Genomic DNA, 23,668 nt, shown 5'->3' on the forward strand with positions numbered 1-23,668 from the left:
GCTTACGCCTCCTTCGTCGCGTCGGAGCCCAGATAGGCCTCGATCACCTGCGGGTTGCCCTGGATCTCGGCCGGCGTGCCCTTGGCGATGATCTTGCCGTAGTTGAGCACCGCGATGCCCTCGCAGATGCCCATCACGAGGTCCATGTCGTGCTCGATGAGGAGCACCGCGATCTGGAAGTCGTCGCGGATCTTGCGGATGTTCTCCATCAGCTCGGCCGTCTCGGACGGGTTCATGCCGGCCGCCGGCTCGTCGAGCAGCAACAGCTTGGGGCCCGTGGCCAGCGCGCGCACGATCTCCAGGCGCCGCTGTGCGCCGTAGGGCAGGTTGCCGGCCTCCACGTTGGCCACGCCGGTCATGTCGAACACGTCGAGCAGCTCCATGGCCCTCTCGTGCAGCTTGTGCTCGGAGACCCAGTACTTGGGCAGGCGCAGGATGCCGGACCACATGCCGTACGGCACCGCGTTGTGGAGGCCGATGGTGACGTTCTCCTCCACGGTCATCGAGCTGAAGAGGCGGATGTTCTGGAACGTGCGCGCGACGCCCTCGCGGGAGAGGCGCGCCGTGTTCATGCCGCTCGTGTCCTTGCCGTCGAGCAGGATCGTGCCCCGGGTGGGCTGGTACACCTTGGTGAGCAGGTTGAACACCGTGGTCTTGCCGGCGCCGTTGGGGCCGATGAGGCCGGCGATCTCGGTCTTGCCCACGATCAGGTTGAAGTCCTCCACCGCGTGCAGGCCGCCGAAGTCGATGCCGAGGTGCCGGCACTCGAGCACCGGCGTGGAGTACAGGTCGCGCTCCGGGACGATGCCGTCGCTCGGGAGCGGCACCATGCGGGCGCCCTTGTCCACCGGCCCCGCCACAGGAGCGGTGCCCGGCGCGTCCTTGTCGTGGGCCTTGGCGGCCTGAGCGGCGTAGGTCTTCTTCTCGGAGGTCTCCCCCGTCTTGGCGCGCTCGGCCTGCGCCCGGTAGGTCTTCTTCTCGCTGTCTGGGTTCTGCGTGGTCGGGCTCACTGGGCGCCCCCTTCCTCAGCGGTCGTGCGCTTGTTCCAGGGCATGGCTTCCTTGACCTTCTCCATGAGGCTCGCCACGGCAGGGATGTTGGGAAGCACCATCACGGCGATCAGCACGACGGCGTAGATCAACATGCGGTAGTCCGCCATGAAGCGGAGCGTCTCCGGGAGCACCGTGAGGATGGCCGCCGCGATCACAGAGCCGCGCATCGATCCGATGCCGCCGAGCACCACGTACACGAGGATGAGGATCGACGTGTTGTAGTCGAAGCGGCTCGGGACCACCGACGAGAAGTTCATCGCGTAGAGGGCGCCCGCCATGCCGGCAAGGGCGGCCGCCACCACAAAGGCCATGAGGCGGTACTTGGTGACGTTGATGCCCACGGCCTCCGCGGCGATCTTGTTGTCACGGACGGCCATGATCGCGCGCCCGGACCGGCTCTTCATGAGGTTGAGCACGACGAAGAGCGTGAAGAGCACCAGGAGCGTGCCGGCCACGAACGTGGAGATCTTCGTGATGCCCACGGCGCCCTGGGGCCCGTTGACGACGACCGTTCCGTTGGTCATGCCGAGCGACGTGGTGTCCGTCATCGAGAAGTGCAGGCCGGCGGCGTCGTGGCCCACGTACAGGTTGTTGAGCAGGTTCTTGATGATCTCGCCAAAGGCCAGGGTGACGATCGCCAGGTAGTCGCCAGAGAGCCGCATGACCGGCACCCCGACAATCGCGCCGAAGATGGCGCCAAAGATGCCGCCGGTGATGATGCACAGCAGGAGCCTGAGCGCCGGGTCCGGCACCGCGTCCATCAGCACGGAGCTGAGAATCGCGCCCGAGAAGGCGCCGACGGACATGAAGCCCGCGTGGCCGAGCGACAGCTCGCCGGACACGCCGACCACCAGGTTGAGCGAGAGGGCGGCGCTCACGTACACGCAGATGGGCACGAGCTGGCCCTGGAACGCGCTCGTGATGGACTTGCCGGCGATCATGGCCTCGATGATCACGAAGAACGCGACCACGATCAGGTAGGTGCCCAGGTTGCCCGTGAGGGCCTTGAGCAGCCGGTCCTTGGTCGGCACGGCCGCCGCAGTGGTTTCCTTTGCCATGGCGCTCACCTACACCTTCTCGGGCACGTACTTGCCGAGCAGGCCGCTCGGCTTGATGAGCAGGACGACGATCAGCACGGCGAACACGATGGCGTCGGCGAACTGCGTGCCGATATAGGCCTTCGCGAAGACCTCGATGATGCCGAGCAGTACGCCGCCGAGCACCGCGCCCGGGATGGAGCCGATGCCGCCGAAGACGGCCGCAGTGAACGCCTTGATGCCGGGCATCGATCCGGTGGTGGGCACGAGGCTCGGGTAGGCGCTCATCATGAGCACGCCGGCGATGGCGGCGAGGCCGGAGCCGATGGCGAAGGTCGTGGAGATGGTGGTGTCCACGTTGATGCCCATGAGCCGCGCCGCGCCGGGGTCCTCGGAACAGGCGCGCATGGCCTTGCCCATCTTGGTCTTCGACGTGAAGAGCACGAGGGCCACCATGATCACAGCGCAGACCACGATCGTGACGATGGTCTCCATCGAGATGACGAGCTGCCCGTCGAACAGCATGATCGGGCCGGAGCCGCCGACGACGGACGGGAAGACCTTGGGGTTCGCGCCCCAGATGAGCAGCGCCAGGTTCTGCAGGAGATAGGAGACGCCGATGGCTGTGATGAGCACCGTCAGGCTCGGGCTCTGGCGCAACGGCTTGTACGCGATGCGCTCGATGCAGATGCCGAGAAGGGTGCAGCCGACGACGGCCGCGAGGATGCCGATGAGCGGGTTCAGCCCCAGCGCGTTGAGCGTCATGAAGCAGATGTAGCCGCCGACCATGATCACGTCGCCGTGGGCGAAGTTCAGCATCTTCGCGATGCCGTACACCATCGTGTAGCCGAGGGCGATGATCGCGTAGATGCTCCCCAGGCTGATGCCGTTGATCAGGTTCGTGAGGAAATCCATGCCTTCCCTCCTTTTCTCCGTCTCCTGGATGTGCCTACAAAACTCGTGCTAGATTGCGCGAAGGGAGGCCGCCCCCACAGGACGGCCTCCCGCACCGTTAAACGGAATTAACCCGCGTGAAAGAGCCGAAACACATCGGACCAGACGCGCCCGCCCCTGCGGTGAGCGCCCCTTAGTCCAGCGGCTGGTACTGGCCCGACTGGATGATCATGCCCTTGGGGGTCTTGGTCACCTCGCCGCTGTCCGTCCAGGTCATGTCCTCGCCGGTGAGGCCGGAGTACTTGAAGTCCGGCGCCGTGATGGCCGCCACCAGCTTGTCGCAGATGTCGGAGGCGCTCATGTCCGGCGTGCACTCGGCGTTCTCCAGGGCCTGCTTCACCACGCACACGCAGTCGTAGGCGTCCGCCGCGAACTGGTTGGGGTTCTCATCGGAGCCGGAGACCTTCTTGTACTCCTCGACGAACTTCTTGGTCTTCTCGTCGTCAGCGGTCGCCACGAACGGGGTCAGCAGCATGACGCCCTCGGCCAACGAGGTGTCGAAGCCCTCGAGGCCCAGGATGCCGTCCATGCCGTCGACGCCGAAGAACTTGGGCGCATAGCCCATGTCCTTGGCCTGCTTGAGGATCAGGGACGCCGGCTGGTAGTAGATGGGCAGGAAGACGAGGTCCGCCCCCTTGTCCTTGGCGTCGTTGAGCTGCGTCTTGAAGTCCGTGGCGGAGTCGTCCGTGAAGGAGGTCTCGGACACGATGTCGAGCCCCAGCTTCGCGGCCTCGGCCTTGAACTTGATGTAGATGCCCTTGGAGTAGGCGTCGGAGTTATTGTAGATGACGGCGATCTTCGTGCCGAGGTTCTTGTCCTTGATGTACTCGGCGGAGGCGGTGCCCTGGTTGGGGTCCGTGAAGCACATCTGGAAGACGTTGCCCTTGCGCTGCTCGGTGATGTTGCCGTCGGTGTCCGGCTGGCCGCCGATGACGTCCGTGGAGCTGGCGGACGGCGTGATCTCGAAGATGTTGTCGGCGTTGGCCTCCTTGGAGACCGACACGCAGGGGCCGGTGGTGGTGGTGCCGATCAGCACCTGCATGCCCCAGTCCTTGAGGGTGTTGTAGGCGTTGACGGACTTCTCGGGGTTGTGCTCGTCGTCCTGGAAGTTGAGCTCCAGCTGGGCGCCGCCCGCGGCGTTGAGCTCATCGACGGCCACCTGGGCGCCGTACTTGCAGGCGGTGCCGTAGATGGCGGCGCCACCGGTCAGGGGGCCGATGCCGCCCAGCTTGAAGGCGTCGCCCGAGGTGTCACCGGAGACGGTGCCCGAGTCGGCGTCAGAGCTGGCGCCCGATCCGTCGTTGCTGTTGCCGCAGCCGGCCAGTGCGATCGCGCTCACGGCAACGGCGGTGCCCTGCAGGAAGTTGCGGCGGGTGAACTGCATACCCATGGTTTCTCTCCCCCTGTCGTGCGCTCCTGAGCCTGCTGCCAGGGCGAGCCCTGGATTCGATGCATCGGTGAACGCGCGGATAATTGGGGCAAATGGTAGCGGCTCGCGCGCCGCGCGAATGTTTTGTGGTCCCTGTTAAAACCGCCCTGAAACAGAGAGTTCACCCACGCGGGAGGCGGGGCCCGCAGGGGTCGTCAGACAATCGCGAGGGCTAGGCGCGGCCGAGCAGCGAGCGGAGGAAGCGCGCCTCCGGCATCTTGAGCGCGAGCGCCAGCCCGTAGGTCACGAGCAGCGCCGGAACGCCGCCGAGCACGCAGAGGATGAGCCCGGTGAGCAGCCCCGTGGCCGTGAGCCCGAGGTAGGTGCCACAGGCCCAGAGGATCGCCCCGCCAACGGCTGCGCCGGCAACGCCCACGGCAAACGACCGGACGAACGACCCCGCCATGGCCCCGAGCCCCAGCGCGCCGATCTTCCGACGCAGGTAGAGGAAGGTCACGACGTCCACCGCGACGAAGTAGATCGAGGACGAGAGGCCCACCATGTTGAGCCCCCAGATCGGCGTGCAGAACACGCACACGGCCACCTGGATCGCCGAGCCCACGATGTTCGCCACCGCGTAGAACGTCATGGCCCGCTGGGCCGAGCAGATCTTCTGCAGGTACATGCAGAGCCCGTAGAACGGCAGACCCAGCCCGAGCATGCAGAGGTACTGCGCCGTCATCGAGGTCTCCTCGGCGGTGAAGTTGCCGGAGTTGAGCATCGAGATGAGCTCGGGCGCGAACACGATGAGGAACAGCCCGAACGGCGCCATGAAGAAGAGGATGCGCGCGCTGCCCGACCCGATGCCGCGCTTGAACCCGGCCGTGTCGTTCCGGGACGCGAGCTCCGAGAGCTCGGTGAACATCGTCGTGGTGATGGGCACGACGAGGATCGCATAGGGCAGGCTGAACCACAGGCGCGCGTAATAGATCACCGCCGCACCGCTCGCCGTCACTTGGAGCGCACAGCTGGACTGCACGGACACCGTGACGAACGTGCAGATGGTGACCGCGATGGACGGGACGCCGATGGAGAGGGTCTCCTTGAGGGCCGGGTCGTGCAGGTCCACATAGGGGCGGATCTTGATGCCCTGCCGGCGCAGCGACGGCACGAGCATGAGGACCTGCACGAGCACGCCCGCCGGGTTGCCGATGGCGAGCAGCAGCACGGCCAGCGTGGGGTTGGAGTCGAGGAAGAACGCGTAGCCAAAGAACGACGCCATGCAGATGAAGTTGTTGAAGATGGGCGCCGCCATGGACCAAAGATAGTCGCGCTCGGCGTTGAGCACGCCCGAGAAGATCGACGACAGCGCGTAGAGCAGCACCTCCACCGCGAAGAAACGGAACAGGTAGGTGGCGAGCCCGTAGTCGAACTCCGACGTCGCCCCCACGGACTGCGTGAGGACCACCTGGTACGCGAAGACGATGCCGAGCACGGTCACCGCGCCCATCAGGATGGACACGAGGCTCACGAGGTTCGAGGTGTAGCGGTTGGCGGCATCACGGCCGGCCTTGCGCTTGACCGACATGTAGACGGGCAGGAACGCCGTGACGAGCATCCCGCCCACGACGAGGTCGTAGAGCTGGCTCGGCAGGTTGTTCGCCACCGTGTAGCAGCTGGCCACGACCGTGACGCCGAGGGCGTAGGCCTGGCTCCAGGACCGCAAAAAGCCGGTGAGGCGGCTGATGAGCACGAGGACGGACATGGCCGCGGACGACCGTCCCACCTGGTTCTCCAGGTCGGTCGAGGATGCGCTGGCCTCGGCCTCGCGCTCGTCGCCCCCTTCAGCCACGACCGCGTGGGGCTCCTCGGCCAGGTCTGCGGGCGCATGGAACTCCCCCACGTCGATGGAGTCCACCGGCTCGCCGTACGCGAGGTCGGGCTCCATCGCGATGGCCTCCCACTCCTCGGTGGCCGTGAGCGCAGGGGCGCCGGGGGCCACGTCGTGCGACCCCTCCTCGAGGCCCTGCGGGGAAAGGCCCGGACCGTCCGTCACAGGCGGGACCGCCTCCGCCCCTTCGACGTCCACTGCGACGGCGGCATGAACCCCGGCCATGGCCTCCTCGACGGCCAGGTCCCGCAGCCTTGCGCGACCCTCCTCGCTCACATGGACCGCCTTGCCCGGGGTGCGGCGTGCACGGCGGCGGTTCTGTGCGCCCGCCGCAGCCTTCATGAAGACCCCGGTCGAGTCGGCAGGCTCCAGGTCGGCCTCAGGGCCCGGTCGGAAGTGCGCGCCCTGAGGAACGTCGCTCGAGCGATGCGCCGGCGTCCTTTGCACCCGTCGCGACGCCTCGAGGGAGGCCACCCACATCGCGGTCTCGCCAGGATCCACAGGCGCGCCCGCGTGGGCCGTCGGCATTGCGCCGGTGCCCTCGTCCGGCCACGGCTCCGCCTGCGTCTGGGGTGCAAAGTGCTTTGCCACGGGGCCTCCGCTCACTCTCGTGTGATGTCGGCCACGGTGGCCTCGACGAATCCGACAAGCTCCTCGGGGTTCAGCACGAGCGACAGGCCGCGGCGACCCCCGGAGACCGACACCGCGTCGAACAACAGCGCGGCCTCATCAATGATAGTGGGGAGGCGCTTTCTCATCCCGATGGGCGAGCACCCTCCACGAACATAGCCCGTCAGCGGCTCGAGATCCCGCACGTGAAGCAGCTCCAGGCGCTTCTCGCCCGCCGCTGCGGCGGCCTTCTTGAGGTCCAGCTCCTGCGACACCGGGATGCAGCACACCACGGGGCCGTCCGAGCCTGTGCAGACGAGGGTCTTGAACGCGGTGTCCGGGTCCTCTCCGAGCAGCCGCGACACGCCGAGGCCGTAGTCGTCGCCCACGGCGTCGGGATCGTACTCGAGCGCCTCGTACGCGATGCCGGCGCTGTCCAGCTCGCGCATCGCGTTGGTCTTCTGCAGCTTGGGGCGCTTTGGCATGGGCCCTCCGGGTGTCGCGTCCTCGTTTCTCGGAGTGTCCGGTTTAGCACATGGCGGCCGACCGGGCGCACGGACCTGGGGCGTCGGCGCTCAGACCCACCAGACGAGCAACAAGGGCACGAACGCGGCCGGCACCAGGTTCGCCACCTTGATCCTCGTGACGCCGAGCATGTTGAGTCCCACGGCGAGCAGCAAGAGCGACCCCGTGACCGTCATGCGGGCCACCGTGACGTCCGTGAGCACCGGCGACAGCAGGCCGACGAGCAGGCTGAGCAGCCCCTCGTAGGCGAACACGCAGAGCCCCGAGAACGGGACGCCGACGCCGAGCGAGGCCGCCATCACCACGACCACGACCATGTCGATGACGCCCTTCGCGATGAGCGTGGTGTGGTCCAGCTCGAGCCCGCTCTGGATGGACCCGACGATGGCCATGGCCCCTGTGCAGGTGAAGAGCGTCGACGAGACGAAGCCCTCCGAGAAGCGCCCGAGCGCGGCGCTGCGGGAGAACCGCCGCGTGAGCCGTCCCTGCACCCAGTCGCCGAGCCGCTGCACCTGCCCGTCAATGTCGGCAGCGGTGCCGACAAGGGTCCCGACCACGATGCTGACGATCACGACGAGGGCGTCCACGTCGCCGACCATGCCCTGCACCGCCACGAAGATCACGCAGAGGCCGAGGGCCTCCATGAGGAGGTCGCCGAGCGACTGCGAGACGAAGCGCCGTAGCAGGAGCCCCGCCGTCCCACCGGCCACTGTGAGCAGACCGTTGATCAGCGCGCCGACAATGACCACGGGGCCTCGTCCCCTCTGCCTCGGAAGTTCCAAACGCAGGGGATTGTACCGCCGACTGGCGGCCGGCCGGCAAAAAAGAAGGGCGCCCGGGGCGCCCTTCTCGCCTACGACACCGGCGGCTCCGCCGGCAGCTCGATGGCGTCCGGCTCCGCCGCCTGCATGGCCTCCTCGGCCAGGTGCGCCTGGAACTCCCGGGTGCGCTCGAGCACGGGCCCCAAGAATCGCCCGGTCTCGGACGCCGGGTTGGCAGCCACCTCCTCGGGGGTGCCCACGGCCACCACCTCCCCGCCGCGGTCCCCGCCGCCCGGCCCGAGGTCGATGATCCGGTCCGCGACCTTGACCACGTCGAGGTTGTGCTCGATCACGAGCACCGTGTTGCCGGCGTCCACCAAGCGCTGGAGCACGTCCAACAGCTGGCGCACGTCGTCAAAGGAGAGCCCGGTGGTGGGCTCGTCGAGGATGTAGAACGTCCTGCCGGTCTGCTTGCGGTGGAGCTCCTTGGCGAGCTTGACGCGCTGGGCCTCGCCGCCGGAGAGCGTCGTGGCCGGCTGGCCCAAGCGCACGTAGCCCAGGCCGACGTCGAACAGCGTCTGCAGCTTGTTCTTGATCACCGGGATCGCGCCGAAGAACGCGAGCGCCTCGTGCACGGTCATGTCGAGCACGTCGGCGATGGTCTTGCCGTGGTAGGTGACCTCGAGGGTCTCGCGGTTGTAGCGCTTGCCGCCGCAGACCTCGCAGGGCACATAGACGTCCGGCAGGAAGTTCATCTCGATCTTGATCTGGCCGTCGCCCTTGCAGGCCTCGCAGCGGCCGCCGGGGACGTTGAACGAGAAGCGCCCGGGGCTGTAGCCGCGCAGGCGGCTCTCGGGCGTGGACGCGAAGAGGGCCCTGAGGTCGTCCCAAAGGCCGATGTAGGTGGCAGGGTTGGAGCGCGGCGTACGGCCGATCGGCGACTGGTCGATGTCGATGACCTTGTCGATGAGGTCCACGCCCTCCAAGGTGTCGTACTCCCCCACCGGACGCTGCGACCGCTGCACCTGGTTGGTGAGCGCGGGGGCCAGCGTGTCCGTGACGAGCGATGACTTCCCCGATCCGGAGACGCCGGTGACCACCGTCAATGTGCCGAGAGGGATCTCTGCGGTGACGTTCTTGAGGTTGTGGTGGCGCGCGCCGGTGATCTTGAGGGAGCCCTTGTGCGGCTCGCGGCGCGTCTCGGGCAGCCCTATGACCTTCCGGCCGGACAAGTACGCACCGGTCAGCGAGTCGGGGCACGCCATGACCTCGTCGGGCGTGCCGGCGCACACGACGTCGCCGCCCAGCTCGCCCGCACCGGGGCCCATGTCGACCACATAGTCCGCCGCGCGGATGGTGTCCTCGTCATGCTCCACCACGATCACCGTGTTGCCGAGGTCGCGCAAGCGCTCGAGCGTGTGGATCAAGCGGTCGTTGTCGCGCTGGTGCAGGCCGATCGACGGCTCGTCGAGGATGTAGAGGACGCCCATGAGGCCGGCGCCGATCTGCGTGGCCAGGCGGATGCGCTGCGCCTCGCCGCCGGACAAGGTCGCGCTCGCGCGGGAGAGCGTGAGGTAGTCGAGGCCCACGTCCACCAGGAACCTGAGGCGCTCGACGATCTCGCGCACGATGCGCGCGCCGATGAAGCGCTGGCGTTCCGTGAGCTCGAGGCCCTCGAAGAACTCGAGCGCCTGACGGCAGCTCATCCGGCAGACGTCCCAGATGGACTTGTCGCCCACCGTGACGGCGAGCACCTCCGGCTTGAGGCGCGCGCCGCCGCAGCTCGCGCAGGGCTCCTCGCGGATGTACCTCTCGAGCCGCGCCTTGACGTTGTCGTTGGAGGTCTCGCTGTACTTCTCGAAGAGGATGGCGCGCACCCCGGAGAAGGTCGTCATCCAGTGGGTGTTGCGCCCGTCGCGGGTCTTGTAGTCCACGCGGACCTTGGTGCGCCCCATGCCCTCGAGCAGCGCCTTCTGCACCTTCTTGGGCAGGTCCTTCCACGGGGTGTCCGGGCTCTCGCCGTAATGGCGGCACACGGCCGAGAAGATCTGCGGGTAGTAGTTGGAGCGCCCGAAGAACGAGCCGAACACGCCCTCGGCGACCGACTTCTCGGGGTCCTCGATGAGCGCCTCGGCGTCCACGACGCGCCGGACGCCGAGCCCGTCGCAGTCCGGGCAGGCGCCGTAGGGGGCGTTGAACGAGAAGTCGCGGGGCTGGAGGTCGTCCATTGAGTGGCCGTGCTCGGGGCACGCCAATGCCAGCGAGTACTGGAGCAGCTCCGCAGGCTCTGCCTCGGGGTCGTCGCGGCCCTCCAGGAGCCACGCGCCCACTTTGCCGCCGGCGATGCGCGTGGCCGTCTCGACCGCCTCCGCGATGCGGCTGCGGCCCGACGCGCGGATCACGACGCGGTCCACCACCACCTCGATGGTGTGCTTGAACTTCTTGTCGAGGACGATCTCGTCGTCCAGGTCGCGCACCTCGCCGTCCACGCGCACGCGGGCGAAGCCCTCGCGCTTGAGGTCGCCGAAGAGCTTGGTGAACTCGCCCTTGCGTCCGAGCACCACCGGGGCCAGCAGATAGGCGCGGCGCCCGTCGCCGGCCTCGAGGATCTTGTCCACCACCTGGTCCGTGGTCTGCTTCTCGATCACGCGGCCGCACTCCGGGCAGTGGGGCGTGCCCACGCGCGCGAAGAGCAGGCGCAGGTAGTCGTAGATCTCGGTGACCGTGCCCACCGTGGAGCGGGGGTTCTTGGAGGTGGTCTTCTGGTCGATGGAGACAGCCGGCGACAGGCCGTCGATGGAGTCGAGGTCCGGCTTGTCCATCTGGCCGAGGAACATGCGCGCGTAGCTGGAGAGGCTCTCCACATAGCGGCGCTGCCCTTCGGCATAGATGGTGTCGAAGGCCAGAGAGCTCTTGCCGGAACCGGAGATGCCGGTCACGACGACGAGCTCGTCGCGGGGGATCTCGAGGTCTATGTCCTTGAGGTTGTGCTCGCGGGCACCGTGAATGACGATCGCGTCAGACGCCACTGGTTGGTTCCTCCTGCTGAGTAGAGTTCGTCCACAGACCCGTTCCGAGCCATGGACGAACAATTGTACTCAAATGTAGGAGGTCGCCGCGTCCTTCCACAGAACCACAGCATCGGACCACATCTCGTCCAACTCGGCGTCGCCAAGGCCACCGAGCGCGCCGTTGAGCAGCCCGAGCAGCTCGGCGTCCTCGTTGCGGACGGCCATCCGAAGCCCGGTCTCGTCGGCACAGAGCTCGCTCGAGGGGATCGGCGCGCACACGAGGTCCGGCAGGTCCGCGTCCACCGACTCGAAGGAGCGACGCGCCACCACGGTGGCGTCGAGCTCCCCGGCCTGCACCATCGAGAGGGGCTCGCTGCGACGGCCGGGGACCACCATTTCGACGACGCCGGGCAGCTTCTGGACCACGCGCTCGAGGTCCGAGGAGTCCCGCGTCCCCATGCGCGCACCCGCAAGGTCCGCGACCGTGCGGGCGTCGGCGTAGGCGGAGTCCGCCCGGCACACGACGGCGAGGTCGTAGCTGCTGTAGGGGTCGGAGTAGGACAGAGAGCCGCCATCGTTGCCGTTGAAGAAGGACGACGCGACGACGTCGATGTAGCCCTTCTCGAGGCACGAGGAGAGGCTCACCAGCGGGATGTCCACGAAGTGCACCGGCACGCCGAGGACGCCGGAGACCTTCTCGAGCACGGCCACGTTGAAGCCGGCGCCGTAGTCCTCCTCGCCGTCGAGCTCCACCGCGCCCGGCGTGGCCGCGTCGACGAGGGCCTCAAAGGGCGGCCGCGAGAAGTCGAGCCCCACGCGCAACGAGTCGCTGCTGACGCCCGCCTGTTCGAGCAGGGAGTCCGAGCGCCGGCACGACGCGAGCGAGAGCCCCGCCGCCGACCCCGCCAAAGCCATGGCCGAGAAAGTCGCCGACAGGTGACCCACACCAGAGAGGAAGCTCCGGCGGCTCATCTTCTGAAGCACTGGCGATGCGGTGCGTCCGCGCGCTGCACACATGGCGCCGTTCCCTTCAGAGAGGATCCAGAGTCCAGAGCGACCCGGTCTCCTGAAGCGCATGTTAAACCGTGCTGAATAAAAGGTCAAATGCGGACACAGGTTGCGTTTATCGGTTTTTTAGCAGTCCCAATGTATAGGTCGATGCATAGAGGTTCGCATCGAATGATTTCTCATCCTGAATTCAAGGCACCCTACCAGCAACGATGCGCACACGGTCGCCGCAGCGGTGCCACAGGCGGGGAATAGACGTTTCTGAATATGCGTTCAGATTTCTCGGTGACAGTTTCGCTTTTCTTCACAGGTACTGGACATATCGAGGGAGTCAGGTGCGAGGATGCGCCGCTCCCCCGCTCCTGGTTGCCTTTCGTGCGCAACGACGTTGACAACGGACAGAGCCCATTGGGCATCATTTCAACAGTGTCTCAGGAAACCAAAGAAAGGAGAGACCATGCTTCTCGAAGGAAAGGTGGCCGTCATCACCGGCGGCACCCGCGGCATCGGCTTCGCGATCGCCAAGGGCATGCTCGCCGAGGGCGCCAAGGTGGTGGTCTGCGGCTCCCGTCAGGAGACCGCCGACAAGGCCGTCAGGGCGATCCTCGACGAGGACCCGGACGCGCCGATCAAGGGCGCCGCTCCCGACCTCACCGTCGAGGCCGAGATCCAAGAGCTGCTCGACGAGGTGCGCCGCGACTGGGGCTCCATCGACATCATGGTGAACAACGCCGGTATCTCCCAGCGCACCCCGCTGGTCGACTACACGCCGGAGGAGTTCGAGAAGGTCATGGACATCAACGTCAAGTCGGTGTTCAACGGTTGCCAGGCCGCGGCCCGCATCATGGTGGACCAGGGCACCGGCGGCGTGATCCTCAACACCAGCTCGATGGTGGGCACCTACGGCCAGCCGTCGGGCGTGGGCTATCCCACGTCCAAGTTCGCCGTCAACGGCATGACCAAGTCGCTGGCGCGCGAGCTGGGCAAGCACCAGATCCGCGTGAACGCCGTGGCACCGGGCGTCACCGCCACCGACATGCTCACCGCGCTGCCGGAGGAGCTGGTGCAGCGCATCTCGTCCACCATCCCGCTCGGCCGTCCGGGCCAGCCGGAGGAGGTCGCCAACGCCTACGTCTTCCTGGCGAGCGACAGGGCCAGCTACATCACCGGCGCGGTGCTGCCCGTCGACGGAGCGACGCAGGTCTAGGCTCAGGTCCCGCGTCTTCGATGGGTCACCCGGCCCAAAAACAGAGGGACACCCGGTGCAGCATCGGGTGTCCCCTTTTCTTATCGGATGAAGTTGGTCTGGACCGCCGGCTCGTGCAGCGTGCGCTGGACGCCGTTCTCCTTGCCGGCCTCCAACAGGCGCAGCGTCCAGGCCAGGTTGTGCCCGAGGTTCCGCATCACGTGCATGCCCTCCTCGTCCTGGCGCACCTCCGCGGGGCTGTTGCCGTGGACCATGTTCCAGTAGTCCGACCCCACCACCAGCATGTTGTTGATCAGGAAGTACTGGTTGAGGCGTTCGAGCGTGGCCGTGGTCCCGGCGCGGCGGGCGCTGCACACGGACGCGGCGGGCTTGTAGGAGAGCTTGCCGCTGGCCGCGTAGAAGAGCCGGTCGAGCACGGCGCACAGCGCGCCGTTGGGCCCCGAGTAGTACACCGGCGAGCCCACCACGAGGGCGTCGTGGTCCGACAGGAGCGGGATCAGGCGGTTGACGACGTCGTCGCAGGTGCAGAGCCCGGTGCGGCGGCACAGCCGGCACCCCAGGCAACCCTGCACGGGCTCCTGCGCCACGTTGACGATGGTGGACTCAACGCCCTCCTTGGAGAGCGCGTTGGCGACCTCCGCCAGCGCGGTGTAGGTGCAGCCCTTGAGGTGCGGGCTGCCGTTGAGCATGAGGACCTTCATGGATCGCCTCCGGTGATTTCAGGGTCTTCGCGAAACGGTCGCAGCCCCTCATCCTAGCCGCTTACAGCCCCGCTTCAAACAAATGACCCTGCTAGACTGATCCGGTTGCAACAGTCGGCCCCGGACGTCCGGGGCTTAAGGAGGTTCATCCATGGCAGCCAAGATCGTCGTCGCCTGCGGGTCCGGCATCGTCACGTCCCAGACCGTCGCGAGCAAGGTGGAGCGCCTGCTCGCCCAGCGCGGGGTCGACGCCAACGTGGAGGCGGTGGAGATCACCGGGCTCAAGCCGGCCCTTCGCGACGCCGACGCCTACATCGCCATCGTCAAGACCGACGACAAGTTCAAGGTGCCGGTGTTCAACGGCGTGGCGTTCCTCACCGGCATGGGCCAGGACGCCGAGCTGGACAAGCTCGTGGACGTGGTGCGCGACAAGTAGGCGCGCCGCGAGCCATCGACCCCTGCAACGAGGCTGCGCCTGTCGGGTGCGGCCTCGTTGTTCGTCTTAGAGGGCGCAAGCGGGGCGACGCCGTCCCGACCCTACTCCTCGGCGAGCCACGCGACGAGCGACCGGGCCGTCTCGATGCCGTCCGTCGCCGCGCTCATGATGCCGCCAGCGTAACCGGCGCCCTCGCCGCACGGGAACAGCCCTGCGAGCGTCGGCGCCTGTCCGTCCGGCCCGCGCACGACGCGCACCGGCGAGCTGGAGCGGCTCTCCACCCCGGTGAGCACGGCCTCCGGGTCCGCGAAGCAGCGGAGCTTCTTGGCCATGAGCGGGAGGTTGGCGCGAAGCGCGTCGGTCACGTACCCCGGAAGGCAACCGTCCACCTCGCCCCAGGTCACACCGCGCGGATAGGTGGGCTGTACGTGCCCCGGGCCGCTTGACGCGACCCGCTGCAGAAAGTCCCCCACCAACTGGGCGGGTGCCCGGAAGGCGCCCCCGCCCATGCGATAGGCGGCCTGCTCGCACTCGCGCTGCAGCGCCACGCCCGCCAGCACGTCCTCGCCGGGCAGGTCGCTGGGATTCACGTTGACGAGCAGCCCGGCGTTCGCGTTGAGGCCGGCCCGGGCGCTCAGGCTCATGCCGTTGGTGACCACGCCCCATGGCTCGCTCGCCGCCGCGACCACCTCGCCGCCGGGGCACATGCAGAAGCTGTACGCGCTCCGGCCGCCCGCGACGCGCGACACGAGCTTGTACGGCGCGGCGCCGAGCAGCGGGTTGCCGGCGGCCGGCCCGTACTGGCACTCGTCGACCTGCGCCTGCAGGTGCTCGATGCGCACGCCCATCGCGAAGGTCTTGCGCTCGAGCACGGCCCCGCAGTCGCGCAGCAGCTCGAACACGTCCCGAGCAGAATGCCCGGTGGCAAGCACCACGCCCCCGGCCGCGATGCGCTCCTCGCGCTCCACGCCCGGCGCGATGTCGAAGGCCGCGTCCTCGATGTTTGGCTGCCGACCCGAAGGGCTCTCACCGCGCTCGACCACGCGGACGCCGACAACGCGCCGCGCGTCCCCGGTGCCCGCGGTCTCTAGGCCGGTCAGACGGCACCGGAACCGCACCTCCCCGCCAAGGGAGCGAATGCGCCCGACGATTCGGGCGACGATGCCGGGCAACAGGTCCGACCCAACGTGGGGCTTGGCGTCCACGAGGATGTCCGCCGGCGCCCCCGCCTGGACGAACGTCTCGAGCACGAGGCGGTGCAGCGGGCTCTTGGTGCCCGTGGCGAGCTTGCCGTCCGAGAACGTGCCGGCGCCGCCGAGGCCGAACTGGATGTTGGACTCCGTGTCGAGGCGCCCCGTCTCGTTGAAGCGGGCGACGTGCTGGGAGCGCCGATCGACGTCGTCGCCGCGCTCGATGAGCACCGGGCGGAGGCCCGCCTCGGCCAAGGCGAGCGCGCAGAACAGGCCGGCGCACCCGGCACCGACCACCACCGGCCGCGCGTCGCAGGGGCGCGCCTCCGGCCACGTGGGCACGGTCTCCTCCCACGGCCGGGCGTCCTGCTCGCGATGGCGGCGCTCCAGGCCGGCAAGCAGCGCGCGCTCCGCCGAGGCGCCGCCCTTGAGGGAGACCGCGGCCGTGTAGATGAGGCGCACCTCATGGCCGCGCCGGGCGTCGATGGAGCGACGCAGCACGCGGGCCTCGTTGACATCGCGGGGTTTGAGGCCGAGCCGCTTCGCGGCGGCGCGTCGCACCTCCCGAGCCTCCGACGCCGGGTCCGTGACGTCGATACGGCCGAGATGAACCGCTATGTTCGGGACCTCCAGCACGCGTGCCTCCCAACGGGTCTCCCCTTTCAGGTGTGCGGAGAGACTCCCCTGTTGTTGTATCCCTCATCGAGGGAGCGCTAACGCAGCGGCACGGTCAGGCTTGGTCAAGCATTGCGCCGTCTCTGCGGCGGCCCTCGCCTTTTGCGAACCGGGCCGCAGCGCGTCCCGCCCGGAGCCCCGAGAGCCACGCGAACGCAAGGTTGTAGCCGCCGCACGCGCCGTCGACGTCGAGCGCCTCGCCGCACATGAAGAGCCCCGGCCTGCCCGCGACCGCCATCGTCACGGGGTCGACGGCGTCCACGATGACGCCGCCGCGCTGCACCTGGGCGTGCTCGGTGTGCGCGAGGCCGGTGACCGGCATGTCGAGCGCCTTGAGCTCGCGGGCCACGTCGACGGGGTCGGAGGACCGACCGGCCAGCGTGGCGCCGATGACCGGGTCGACCAGAGCGTCAAGCCGATGGGAGCGGCGCTCGTCGGGAAGCCTGCGGTCGACGTCCGCGATGAGGCGCGCCAAGGACGCGGCCGGCACTCCTGGCACGAGGTCGACCGACAGGACGTCGCCGGGCTTCGCGACCCGCGACAGGTTCATGGCGGCGATGCCCGAGACGCAGCCCGGGCGGAACAGCGCCTCGCCCTCCTCAACCGCCACCGCCGCGCCGTCCCGCAGCAGCGTGAGCCGGCACGGGCTCCGGTGGCCGTCCCACAGGGCCGGGAGCGGCGAGTCCACGGCCACCGGGCAAAGGACCGGCGCCCACGGCACGGTCGGGAGCCCGAGCTGTGCCGGAAGGCCGGTCGGCGCACCGGGCGCCAGGACGACGGCGGCGGCATCGATGCGCCGGCGCGCCCACCCGCCCTGCGCTTCTCGAAAACGCTCCTCGAAGGTGACGCGGGCGCCGGAGCCGAGAGGCTCGACCTCCGCAACCGGCCGGAGGGTACCGAGGACCACACTCCTCTCGACCAGCCCGTTGACGAGCGCCCCCTGGACGCTCGAGGCGCAGCGGCTGTGGGGGTAGATGCGCCCCTCCTCGTGCGCCGTGATAAGGCCGAGGCCCGCGAAGAGGCGCCCCACCTCCTGTTCCGGCTCGGGCCCCATCACCGCGCGGACGAACGCGGGGTCGTTGTACCAGCACGGGTCGAGGTCCTCGTTGGACAGGTTGCACCGCCCGTTGCCCGTGGCGAGGACAGGCCGGGCGATCTGGTCGCTGGCGTCGAGAAGGACCACGGTCGCCCCGGGGCGCTCCTGGGCGGCGCCGAGAGCTGCGGCACAGCCGGACGCGCCAGCCCCGACGACGAGCACGTCGCAGCGGTCAGGAACCGCCACGGCAGCTGCCGCCCGTCGTGCGACCGCCTGCGCGTGCAGGCGCCGCCCCTTCGCAGACCCGGCCTTGGCCATGATCATTCCTTTCAGGCAGTGAGCGAGACGGACCCGTGGGAACCAGGCGCCAGGGCTAGAAGGGCTCCTCGTCGGGAGTGGCGTCGCGCTCCTCCATGCCCTCGGGAACACCATCGACGAGCCCCAACGAGTCGCGGTAGGCATCGAGTCGCGCGTCCATGGCCGCGAGGTCGGGCACCGGAGCCGGGACGGCCTCGAGCATCAGGGCCCGGGCAACGGTGCCCGGAAGGTAGTCGTCGGGCAGGGCGTCGGCGAGACGTCCCTGGTCGCAGGCCTCGGCAAGCGCAGGCTCGATGGGCAGCCGGTCGAGCGCGTCCACACCGCACAGCTCGGCGTCGCGCTTGAGGTGCGACGGGCCGAAGAGGTCGATCTCCGCGCCATCGGTGGGGCTGACGAGATAACTGAGGTTCTCGACGATGCCGAGCACGCCGATGTCCATGCGCGCGGCCATCTTGACGGCCTTGGTCACGATCATCGAGACGATGTCCTGCGGGGACGACACGATGACCACGCCGTCCATCGGCAGCGACTGGTAGCAGGTGAGCGCGACATCGCCCGTTCCCGGCGGCATGTCGATGATCAGGTAGTCGAGCGGGCCCCAGCTGGTCTGGCTCCAGAACTGGCGCAGGGCGCCGGCGAGCACAGGGCCGCGCCAGAGCACCGGGTCGTCCTCACGTCCGAGCAGCAGGTTGGAGCTCATCACCTTGATGCCGCAGGGGGCAATGGACGGCAGGTAGAGGTCGCCGAGGGACATGAGGCGCTGGCCGCGGAGGCCGAGCAGGTACGGGATCGACGGGCCGGTGATGTCCGCGTCGAGGATGCCCACGGTGGCGCCGGCCTTCTGCAGGCCGGCCGCGAGCGCGACGGACACGAACGACTTGCCCACGCCCCCTTTGCCGGAGACGACGCCGATCACATGGCGCACCTCGGAGAGGGCGTTCTCCTCAAAGGCTTGCGGGTTGGTGTTCTTGCCGGCAGCGGCGGCCTCGTCGCGGGATTCACAGGCCATGAGAGCTCCTTTCGGGCGGGTTTGCACCCTAGGAGTATGGCCTTCTTTGGCCGCTTGCGGCGCGCGGGGCTCGCGGCCTCGCGCGTCCGTGGTCACTTCTTGTGGTAGTGGCGTCGGGTGGCGTGCTTCGACCCTTTCCGCGCCGTCGACTTGAGGCGCGCGATCACGGCCTCCTCGCTCGTGCCCTCCAGGCGCGTGCGCAGCTCGACGATCTGGTCGCGGATGGAGGCGGCCTTCTCGAAGTCGTAGGCCTCGCTCGCCGCCTTCATCTCCTCCTCGAGCGACGCCAGTACTGCCTCCGCCTCGGCTTTTGGCAGCTCGGACAGCTCTTGGGCCACCTGCTCGGCCACACTCGGGCCCGCCTGTGCCGGCGACACGAACGCCCCATGGCCCAGCTCCCCATGGTGCTCGCGCGTCTTGGAACCGAGCGTCGCGTCCGCCTCCTCGATGAAGCCGGAGATGTCGTTGATCGCCTTGCGCACGGTCCTCGGCACGATGCCGTGCTCCGCGTTGAACGCGGTCTGGATGGCGCGGCGCCGCTCCGTCTCGTCGATGGCGTAGCGCATGGAGTCGGTCACGCGGTCGGCGTACATCACCACCTGGCCGTCGGCGTTGCGGGCGGCGCGGCCCATGGTCTGGATCAGCGACCGCTTGTTGCGGAGGAAGCCCTCCTTGTCTGCGTCGAGAATGGCGACGAGCGACACCTCCGGGATGTCGAGGCCCTCGCGCAGCAGGTTGATGCCCACGAGCACGTCGATCTTCCCTTGGCGCAGGTCGCGGATGATCTCCACGCGGTCGAGCGTGGGCGTGTCGGAGTGCATGTAGTTCACCCGGATGCCCTGGTCCAGCAAGTGGTCGGTGAGGTCCTCGGCCATGCGCTTGGTGAGGGTCGTCACCAACGTGCGCTCCTTGCGCTTGATGCGCTCCTGGATCTCGTCGGTGAGGTCGTCGATCTGCCCGCGGATGGGCCGCACGTCCACCTTGGGGTCGAGCAGGCCGGTGGGCCGGTTGATCATCTCCACCGTCTGCTGGGACACGGCCTCCTCGTAGTCGCCCGGCGTGGCCGAGACGTACACGAACTGCGGGACCCGCTCCTCGAACTCGTCGAACCGCAGCGGGCGGTTGTCGAGGGCGGAGGGCAGCCGGAACCCGTGCTCCACGAGCGTCACCTTGCGGGAGCGGTCGCCCTCGTGCATACCGCGCACCTGCGGGATCGTCACGTGGCTCTCGTCCACGATGCAGAGCATGTCGCGGGGGAAGTAGTCGATGAGCGTGTACGGCGGCTGGCCCGGCTTGCGACCGTCCAGGTGCCGCGAGTAGTTCTCGATGCCGTTGCAGTAGCCCATGGTCTCGAGCATCTCGAGGTCGTAGGCCGTCCGCTGGGACAGGCGCTGGGCCTCGAGCAGCTTGTCCGCCTCCTTGAGCTGGGCCACGCGCTCCACCAGCTCGTCGTTGATGGTCTGGAGGGCGTGGTTCACCTTGGGGCGCTCGGTCACGTAGTGGGACGCCGGCCAGATGGGCAGGGCCTCGTACTCGCGGAGCACCTCGCCGGTGAGCTCGTCGATGTCCGCGATCTGCTCCACCTCGTCGCCAAAGAACTCCACGTGCACCGGGTGCTCCGAGTAGGGCGGGAACACGTCCACGGAGTCACCGCGCACGCGGAACATGCCCCGCTGGAGGTCGAGGTCGTTGCGGTCGTACTGGATGTCGAGGAGGGCCCGGATGAAGTCGTCGCGGTCGAGCGGCTCGTCCTTGGAGACCGTGGGGGCAAGGCCGGCGTAGTCCTCGGGGCTTCCGATGCCGTAGATGCACGAGACGGACGCGACCACGATCACGTCACGCCGGCTGAGGAGGTTGGCCGTGGCCTGGTGGCGGAGCTTCTCCACCTCCTCGTTGATGGAGGCGTCCTTCTCGATGTAGGTGTCCGACTGCGGCACGTAGGCCTCGGGCTGGTAGTAGTCGTAGTAGCTGACGAAGTAGACCACCGCGTTGTCCGGGAACATCTCGCGCATCTCGGCGGCCACTTGAGCGGCGAGGGTCTTGTTGGGCTCGAGGATGAGCGTGGGGCGGTTGACGGCCTCGATGGTCTTGGCCATCGTGTACGTTTTGCCGGAGCCCGTGACGCCCATCAGGGTCTGGTACCGGAGGCCCTCCTCGATGCCGTGGGAGAGCTTCTCGATGGCCTGGGGCTGGTCGCCTGCGGGCTCGTAGGGCATGACGACGTGGAGCCGCGCCTGGCCGTCGTCGTCGCGGCCAAAGCGCCTGAGCTCGCCGCCGACGCGCTCGGGCGGGACGGACGTCGCCGGCTGGTCGATTGGTTGGGACACGGGGCCCTTCTTTCCTGGGCGTGGCCCTGCGCTAGGAGGCAGAGAGCCCATTTGGGTATAACCGCTGGTACTGCTCGTAGGCGGACATGACGTTCTTGAGGTAGGACGCCGTCTCGGGGTACTGGATCAGGTCCGAGAACTCGTCCCCGTCCGAGGCCCCGCTCTTCCAGCTGGTCGTTGCGGCCGGCCCCGCATTGTAGGCCGCGATGGCCTCCTCCGTGGACCCGGTGCTCTCGAGCAGCTGCGCGAGGTATGCCGTGCCGTACTCGAGGTTCGTGGCGGGATCGGTGAGGTTGCTCGGGTCGTAGACCGACGCGTCCACGATGCCGCGCGCCGCCAGGTCGCGTGCGGTGCTCGGCATCACCTGCATGAGGCCCGTGGCGCCCACGGCGCTCAAAGCACCGGCATCCCAATTGCTCTCGCTCTTGATGACCGCTGCGACAAGGTCCGGGTCCACCCCGTAGTCTGACGCGGCCTGCTCGATGGCGCTCGCGTCGCTCACGGGGAAGAAGACACGGCCGATGCTCGCGACGGGGTACTCCGAGAAGAACCACGACAACGCGAGGGCCAGCACCATCAGCAGAATCGGAAGGGTGCGGAACCAGCGCCAGAAGCGAAGGCGCTTGGGGTTGATCTGCCTGCGCCCGGTGCCGCGCAGCTTCTCGTGCTGGCTGCGGAGGAACCGCTCCACCATCACGCCGCCCTTGGCCGCGCCGCCGAACCCCTCGTCGTAGTCGTCGTAGAGTCCGCGATCGGCGTCCATGAGGCGGCGGGCCATTTCGGCGCGGTGGGCGTCGACAGCGACCGCAGACGGGCCCACGGCCGCAGCCGGGTGCGCCTGGGTGCGAGAGGCCGACGGCGGCACGGCCCCAACCGGCGATGCGTACGGGTTGGGAGCCTGCGCGACCGTGGCCGGCTGTGGACGTGCCACGGTCGCCGCGCCCGGGTTGACCATGGTCGCTCCCCCGGGGGTCACCCTCGTGGCTGCGTCCGAGTTGACCATGGTCGCTGCACCCGGCGTCACCGTGGTCGCGCCCGGACGTGCAGCGACCGTCGTCGCGCCATCAGCAGGGACAGCGGTCGCACCGGTGTCGGACGCCGGCGCCATGACGGTCGCGTCGGGGTCGACGGCACTCCATGCCTCCGCCGGCGTCGCGCTCGGCGGCTCGTCGGCGAGGGGAACCTGCGGCAACGAGTCGAGCGACCGGTGCGCCCGCCGGGGGGCCGCGGCGTCCAACTCGTCGTTGTCGTCCACGTCGCCGACGTACGGCCCGGAGGACGCGTAGGGGCTGTTCGGTTCCGGGACGTAGGGGTTCTGGACATCAGCCACGTGCGGCCTCCTCTCGGGTCGCGAGCCACCAGTCCACGCGCCGGCGCAGGTCGCTCATCGTGCCGTCGTTCTCGATCACCGCGGTGGCCTTGCTGCGCAGGTACTCGTCAGTGGGCTGGTTCGCGAGCCTCGCCTCGAAGTCCTCCTCGGACAGACCGCGACCCGCCGCCCGCTCACGGCGCAGGGCCAGCGGCGCGGTCACGGCCAGCACCTCGTCGGCCAGCGGAAGCATGTCCTCCACGCGGTCGAGCAGGGGCACCTCCACCGCCACGAGGCTCGGCAGTGACGACGAGCAGCTCACCACCGTGAGCCGGTCGCCGAGCAGCGCCTTGATGTACGGCATCTCGATGGCCTCGAGCCGGCGCGCCTCCTCGGGCGTCTCGAAGGCGCGCTCCGCCAGCAGGGCGCGGTCCAGGCTGCCGTCCTCGTCGAGCAGGTCCGAGCCAAAGGCGTCCGCGACCTCCTCGAGGCACGGCGAGCCAGGCGCGAGCACCTCACGGGAGAGCTCGTCCAGGTCGATGCGCAGCGCGCCCTGTTGCTCCAGCAGCCGCGCGACGGTGGACTTGCCGCTCGCGATGCCGCCGGCCACGAACACCGTGTAGCGAGGCTCGACGCAGGCGCCCATCAGGCCTTGGCCTCGAACTTCTTGTGGCAGGCGCGGCAGGTGACGCGCACCTTGCCCTTGCCGCGGGGGACACGGCACCGCTGCCCGCAATCGGGGCACTTCATGTACTTGTAGTCCCTATGATCCTTGATGGTTGCGACCGGCGACGACACCCAGGGACGCGCAGGGCCCAACTTGGACATGAACGCCTCGTTCTCGCGGGCGCGCGCCGCCACGTCCTTGGAGAACGCGCGGTACAGCGCGTACACGATGAGGCAGAGGGCGACGCCGGACAGCCAGCGGGTGCCGGTGAAGAGGTCGACCACCACGAGGACGAGGGCGACGTTGGCACAGAGACGGGCGACGTCGTCGGACCCGTTGCGCCCGTAGAGCCACTGCTCGAACTTCTGGGAGAAACCGCCATTGGCCATGAGGCTCCTATCGCTTGCGGCGGCGGCCGGCCGCCCGATGGTCACAGGAACCAGTTATTGTAAGCCACGGTGTTGCCGCAGCTATGGGCCACCCGCTTTCCACGGAGCCAAAGGCGCCCGGACGCGCTGCAGGTTTGTAAAGGGCGTTCTCGTTCCCCTTCCCTGCTACCGTCGAACGAAGGGACTC

The 23,668-nt window shown here is 68.4% G+C and carries 19 protein-coding genes; 2 read left to right on the forward strand and 17 right to left on the reverse strand.

What is annotated here, in order from left to right; translation table 11 throughout:
- Positions 1-2: 2 nt before the first annotated feature.
- From QJ043_RS08895 to QJ043_RS08935, 9 genes are all read right to left on the reverse strand, one after another.
- The gene (locus tag QJ043_RS08895) at positions 3-830 is read right to left on the reverse strand and encodes an ABC transporter ATP-binding protein (RefSeq protein ID WP_283713406.1); all 828 of its coding nucleotides are present in this window, start codon (positions 828-830) and stop codon (positions 3-5) included.
- A 176-nt stretch (positions 831-1,006) separates the two neighbouring features.
- Positions 1,007-2,110, reverse strand: coding sequence for a branched-chain amino acid ABC transporter permease (locus QJ043_RS08900; protein WP_283713353.1), 1,104 nt, complete (start codon positions 2,108-2,110; stop codon positions 1,007-1,009).
- Positions 2,111-2,119: 9 nt separating this feature from the next.
- Complete coding sequence (locus QJ043_RS08905; RefSeq protein ID WP_283713354.1) at positions 2,120-3,004, reverse strand: branched-chain amino acid ABC transporter permease; 885 nt, start codon at positions 3,002-3,004, stop codon at positions 2,120-2,122.
- 172 nt (positions 3,005-3,176) lie between these two features.
- Complete coding sequence (locus QJ043_RS08910) at positions 3,177-4,433, reverse strand: substrate-binding domain-containing protein (protein WP_283713355.1); 1,257 nt, start codon at positions 4,431-4,433, stop codon at positions 3,177-3,179.
- A gap of 211 nt (positions 4,434-4,644) precedes the next feature.
- Positions 4,645-6,894: a lipid II flippase MurJ gene (gene murJ / locus QJ043_RS08915; protein WP_283713356.1), complete on the reverse strand. Its 2,250-nt coding sequence runs from the start codon at positions 6,892-6,894 to the stop codon at positions 4,645-4,647.
- A gap of 11 nt (positions 6,895-6,905) precedes the next feature.
- Complete coding sequence (gene ybaK, locus QJ043_RS08920; protein WP_283713357.1) at positions 6,906-7,397, reverse strand: Cys-tRNA(Pro) deacylase; 492 nt, start codon at positions 7,395-7,397, stop codon at positions 6,906-6,908.
- Positions 7,398-7,487: 90 nt separating this feature from the next.
- On the reverse strand, positions 7,488-8,186 hold the full coding sequence (locus QJ043_RS08925) for a DUF554 domain-containing protein (protein ID WP_283713358.1): 699 nt from the start codon (positions 8,184-8,186) through the stop codon (positions 7,488-7,490).
- Positions 8,187-8,290: 104 nt separating this feature from the next.
- Complete coding sequence (uvrA, locus tag QJ043_RS08930; protein WP_283713359.1) at positions 8,291-11,227, reverse strand: excinuclease ABC subunit UvrA; 2,937 nt, start codon at positions 11,225-11,227, stop codon at positions 8,291-8,293.
- Between the two features lie 69 nt (positions 11,228-11,296).
- A complete protein-coding gene (locus tag QJ043_RS08935; protein WP_283722804.1) occupies positions 11,297-12,181 on the reverse strand; it encodes a transporter substrate-binding domain-containing protein in 885 nt (294 codons plus the stop codon).
- 493 nt (positions 12,182-12,674) lie between these two features.
- On the opposite strand from QJ043_RS08935, the gene QJ043_RS08940 reads away from it, so the two are divergent.
- On the forward strand, positions 12,675-13,424 hold the full coding sequence (locus QJ043_RS08940) for an SDR family NAD(P)-dependent oxidoreductase (RefSeq protein ID WP_283713361.1): 750 nt from the start codon (positions 12,675-12,677) through the stop codon (positions 13,422-13,424).
- 80 nt (positions 13,425-13,504) lie between these two features.
- On the opposite strand, the gene QJ043_RS08945 is transcribed toward QJ043_RS08940, so the two are convergent.
- Positions 13,505-14,125, reverse strand: coding sequence for a flavodoxin family protein (locus QJ043_RS08945; protein ID WP_283713362.1), 621 nt, complete (start codon positions 14,123-14,125; stop codon positions 13,505-13,507).
- Positions 14,126-14,276: 151 nt separating this feature from the next.
- Here QJ043_RS08945 and QJ043_RS08950 point away from each other — a divergent pair, with 151 nt between their 5' ends.
- Positions 14,277-14,561: a PTS sugar transporter subunit IIB gene (locus QJ043_RS08950; protein WP_283713363.1), complete on the forward strand. Its 285-nt coding sequence runs from the start codon at positions 14,277-14,279 to the stop codon at positions 14,559-14,561.
- Positions 14,562-14,662: 101 nt separating this feature from the next.
- Here QJ043_RS08950 and QJ043_RS08955 read toward each other — a convergent pair whose 3' ends face one another.
- The 7 genes from QJ043_RS08955 to QJ043_RS08985 form a co-directional block, all read right to left on the reverse strand.
- A complete protein-coding gene (locus QJ043_RS08955; RefSeq protein WP_283713364.1) occupies positions 14,663-16,387 on the reverse strand; it encodes an NAD(P)/FAD-dependent oxidoreductase in 1,725 nt (574 codons plus the stop codon).
- A gap of 94 nt (positions 16,388-16,481) precedes the next feature.
- Entirely contained in the window at positions 16,482-17,780 is a 1,299-nt protein-coding gene (locus QJ043_RS08960) for an NAD(P)/FAD-dependent oxidoreductase (protein WP_283713365.1), read from the reverse strand.
- A 55-nt stretch (positions 17,781-17,835) separates the two neighbouring features.
- Positions 17,836-18,789 carry a P-loop NTPase gene (locus QJ043_RS08965; RefSeq protein WP_283713366.1) on the reverse strand — a complete coding sequence of 318 codons (954 nt, stop codon included), beginning with the start codon at positions 18,787-18,789 and terminating at the stop codon, positions 17,836-17,838.
- 92 nt (positions 18,790-18,881) lie between these two features.
- Entirely contained in the window at positions 18,882-21,167 is a 2,286-nt protein-coding gene (gene uvrB / locus QJ043_RS08970) for an excinuclease ABC subunit UvrB (protein ID WP_430538485.1), read from the reverse strand.
- Positions 21,148-22,446 carry a transglycosylase SLT domain-containing protein gene (locus QJ043_RS08975; protein WP_283713368.1) on the reverse strand — a complete coding sequence of 433 codons (1,299 nt, stop codon included), beginning with the start codon at positions 22,444-22,446 and terminating at the stop codon, positions 21,148-21,150. Before QJ043_RS08975 ends, uvrB begins: the two co-directional genes overlap by 20 nt.
- A complete protein-coding gene (coaE, locus tag QJ043_RS08980; protein ID WP_283713369.1) occupies positions 22,439-23,071 on the reverse strand; it encodes a dephospho-CoA kinase in 633 nt (210 codons plus the stop codon). The genes QJ043_RS08975 and coaE overlap by 8 nt, the downstream gene beginning before the upstream one ends.
- On the reverse strand, positions 23,071-23,481 hold the full coding sequence (locus QJ043_RS08985) for a hypothetical protein (protein WP_283713370.1): 411 nt from the start codon (positions 23,479-23,481) through the stop codon (positions 23,071-23,073). Before QJ043_RS08985 ends, coaE begins: the two co-directional genes overlap by 1 nt.
- Between the last annotated feature and the right edge of the window lie 187 nt (positions 23,482-23,668).

The sequence above is a fragment of the Kribbibacterium absianum genome, assembly GCF_030067705.1.
Taxonomy (GTDB): domain Bacteria; phylum Actinomycetota; class Coriobacteriia; order Coriobacteriales; family Atopobiaceae; genus Kribbibacterium; species Kribbibacterium absianum.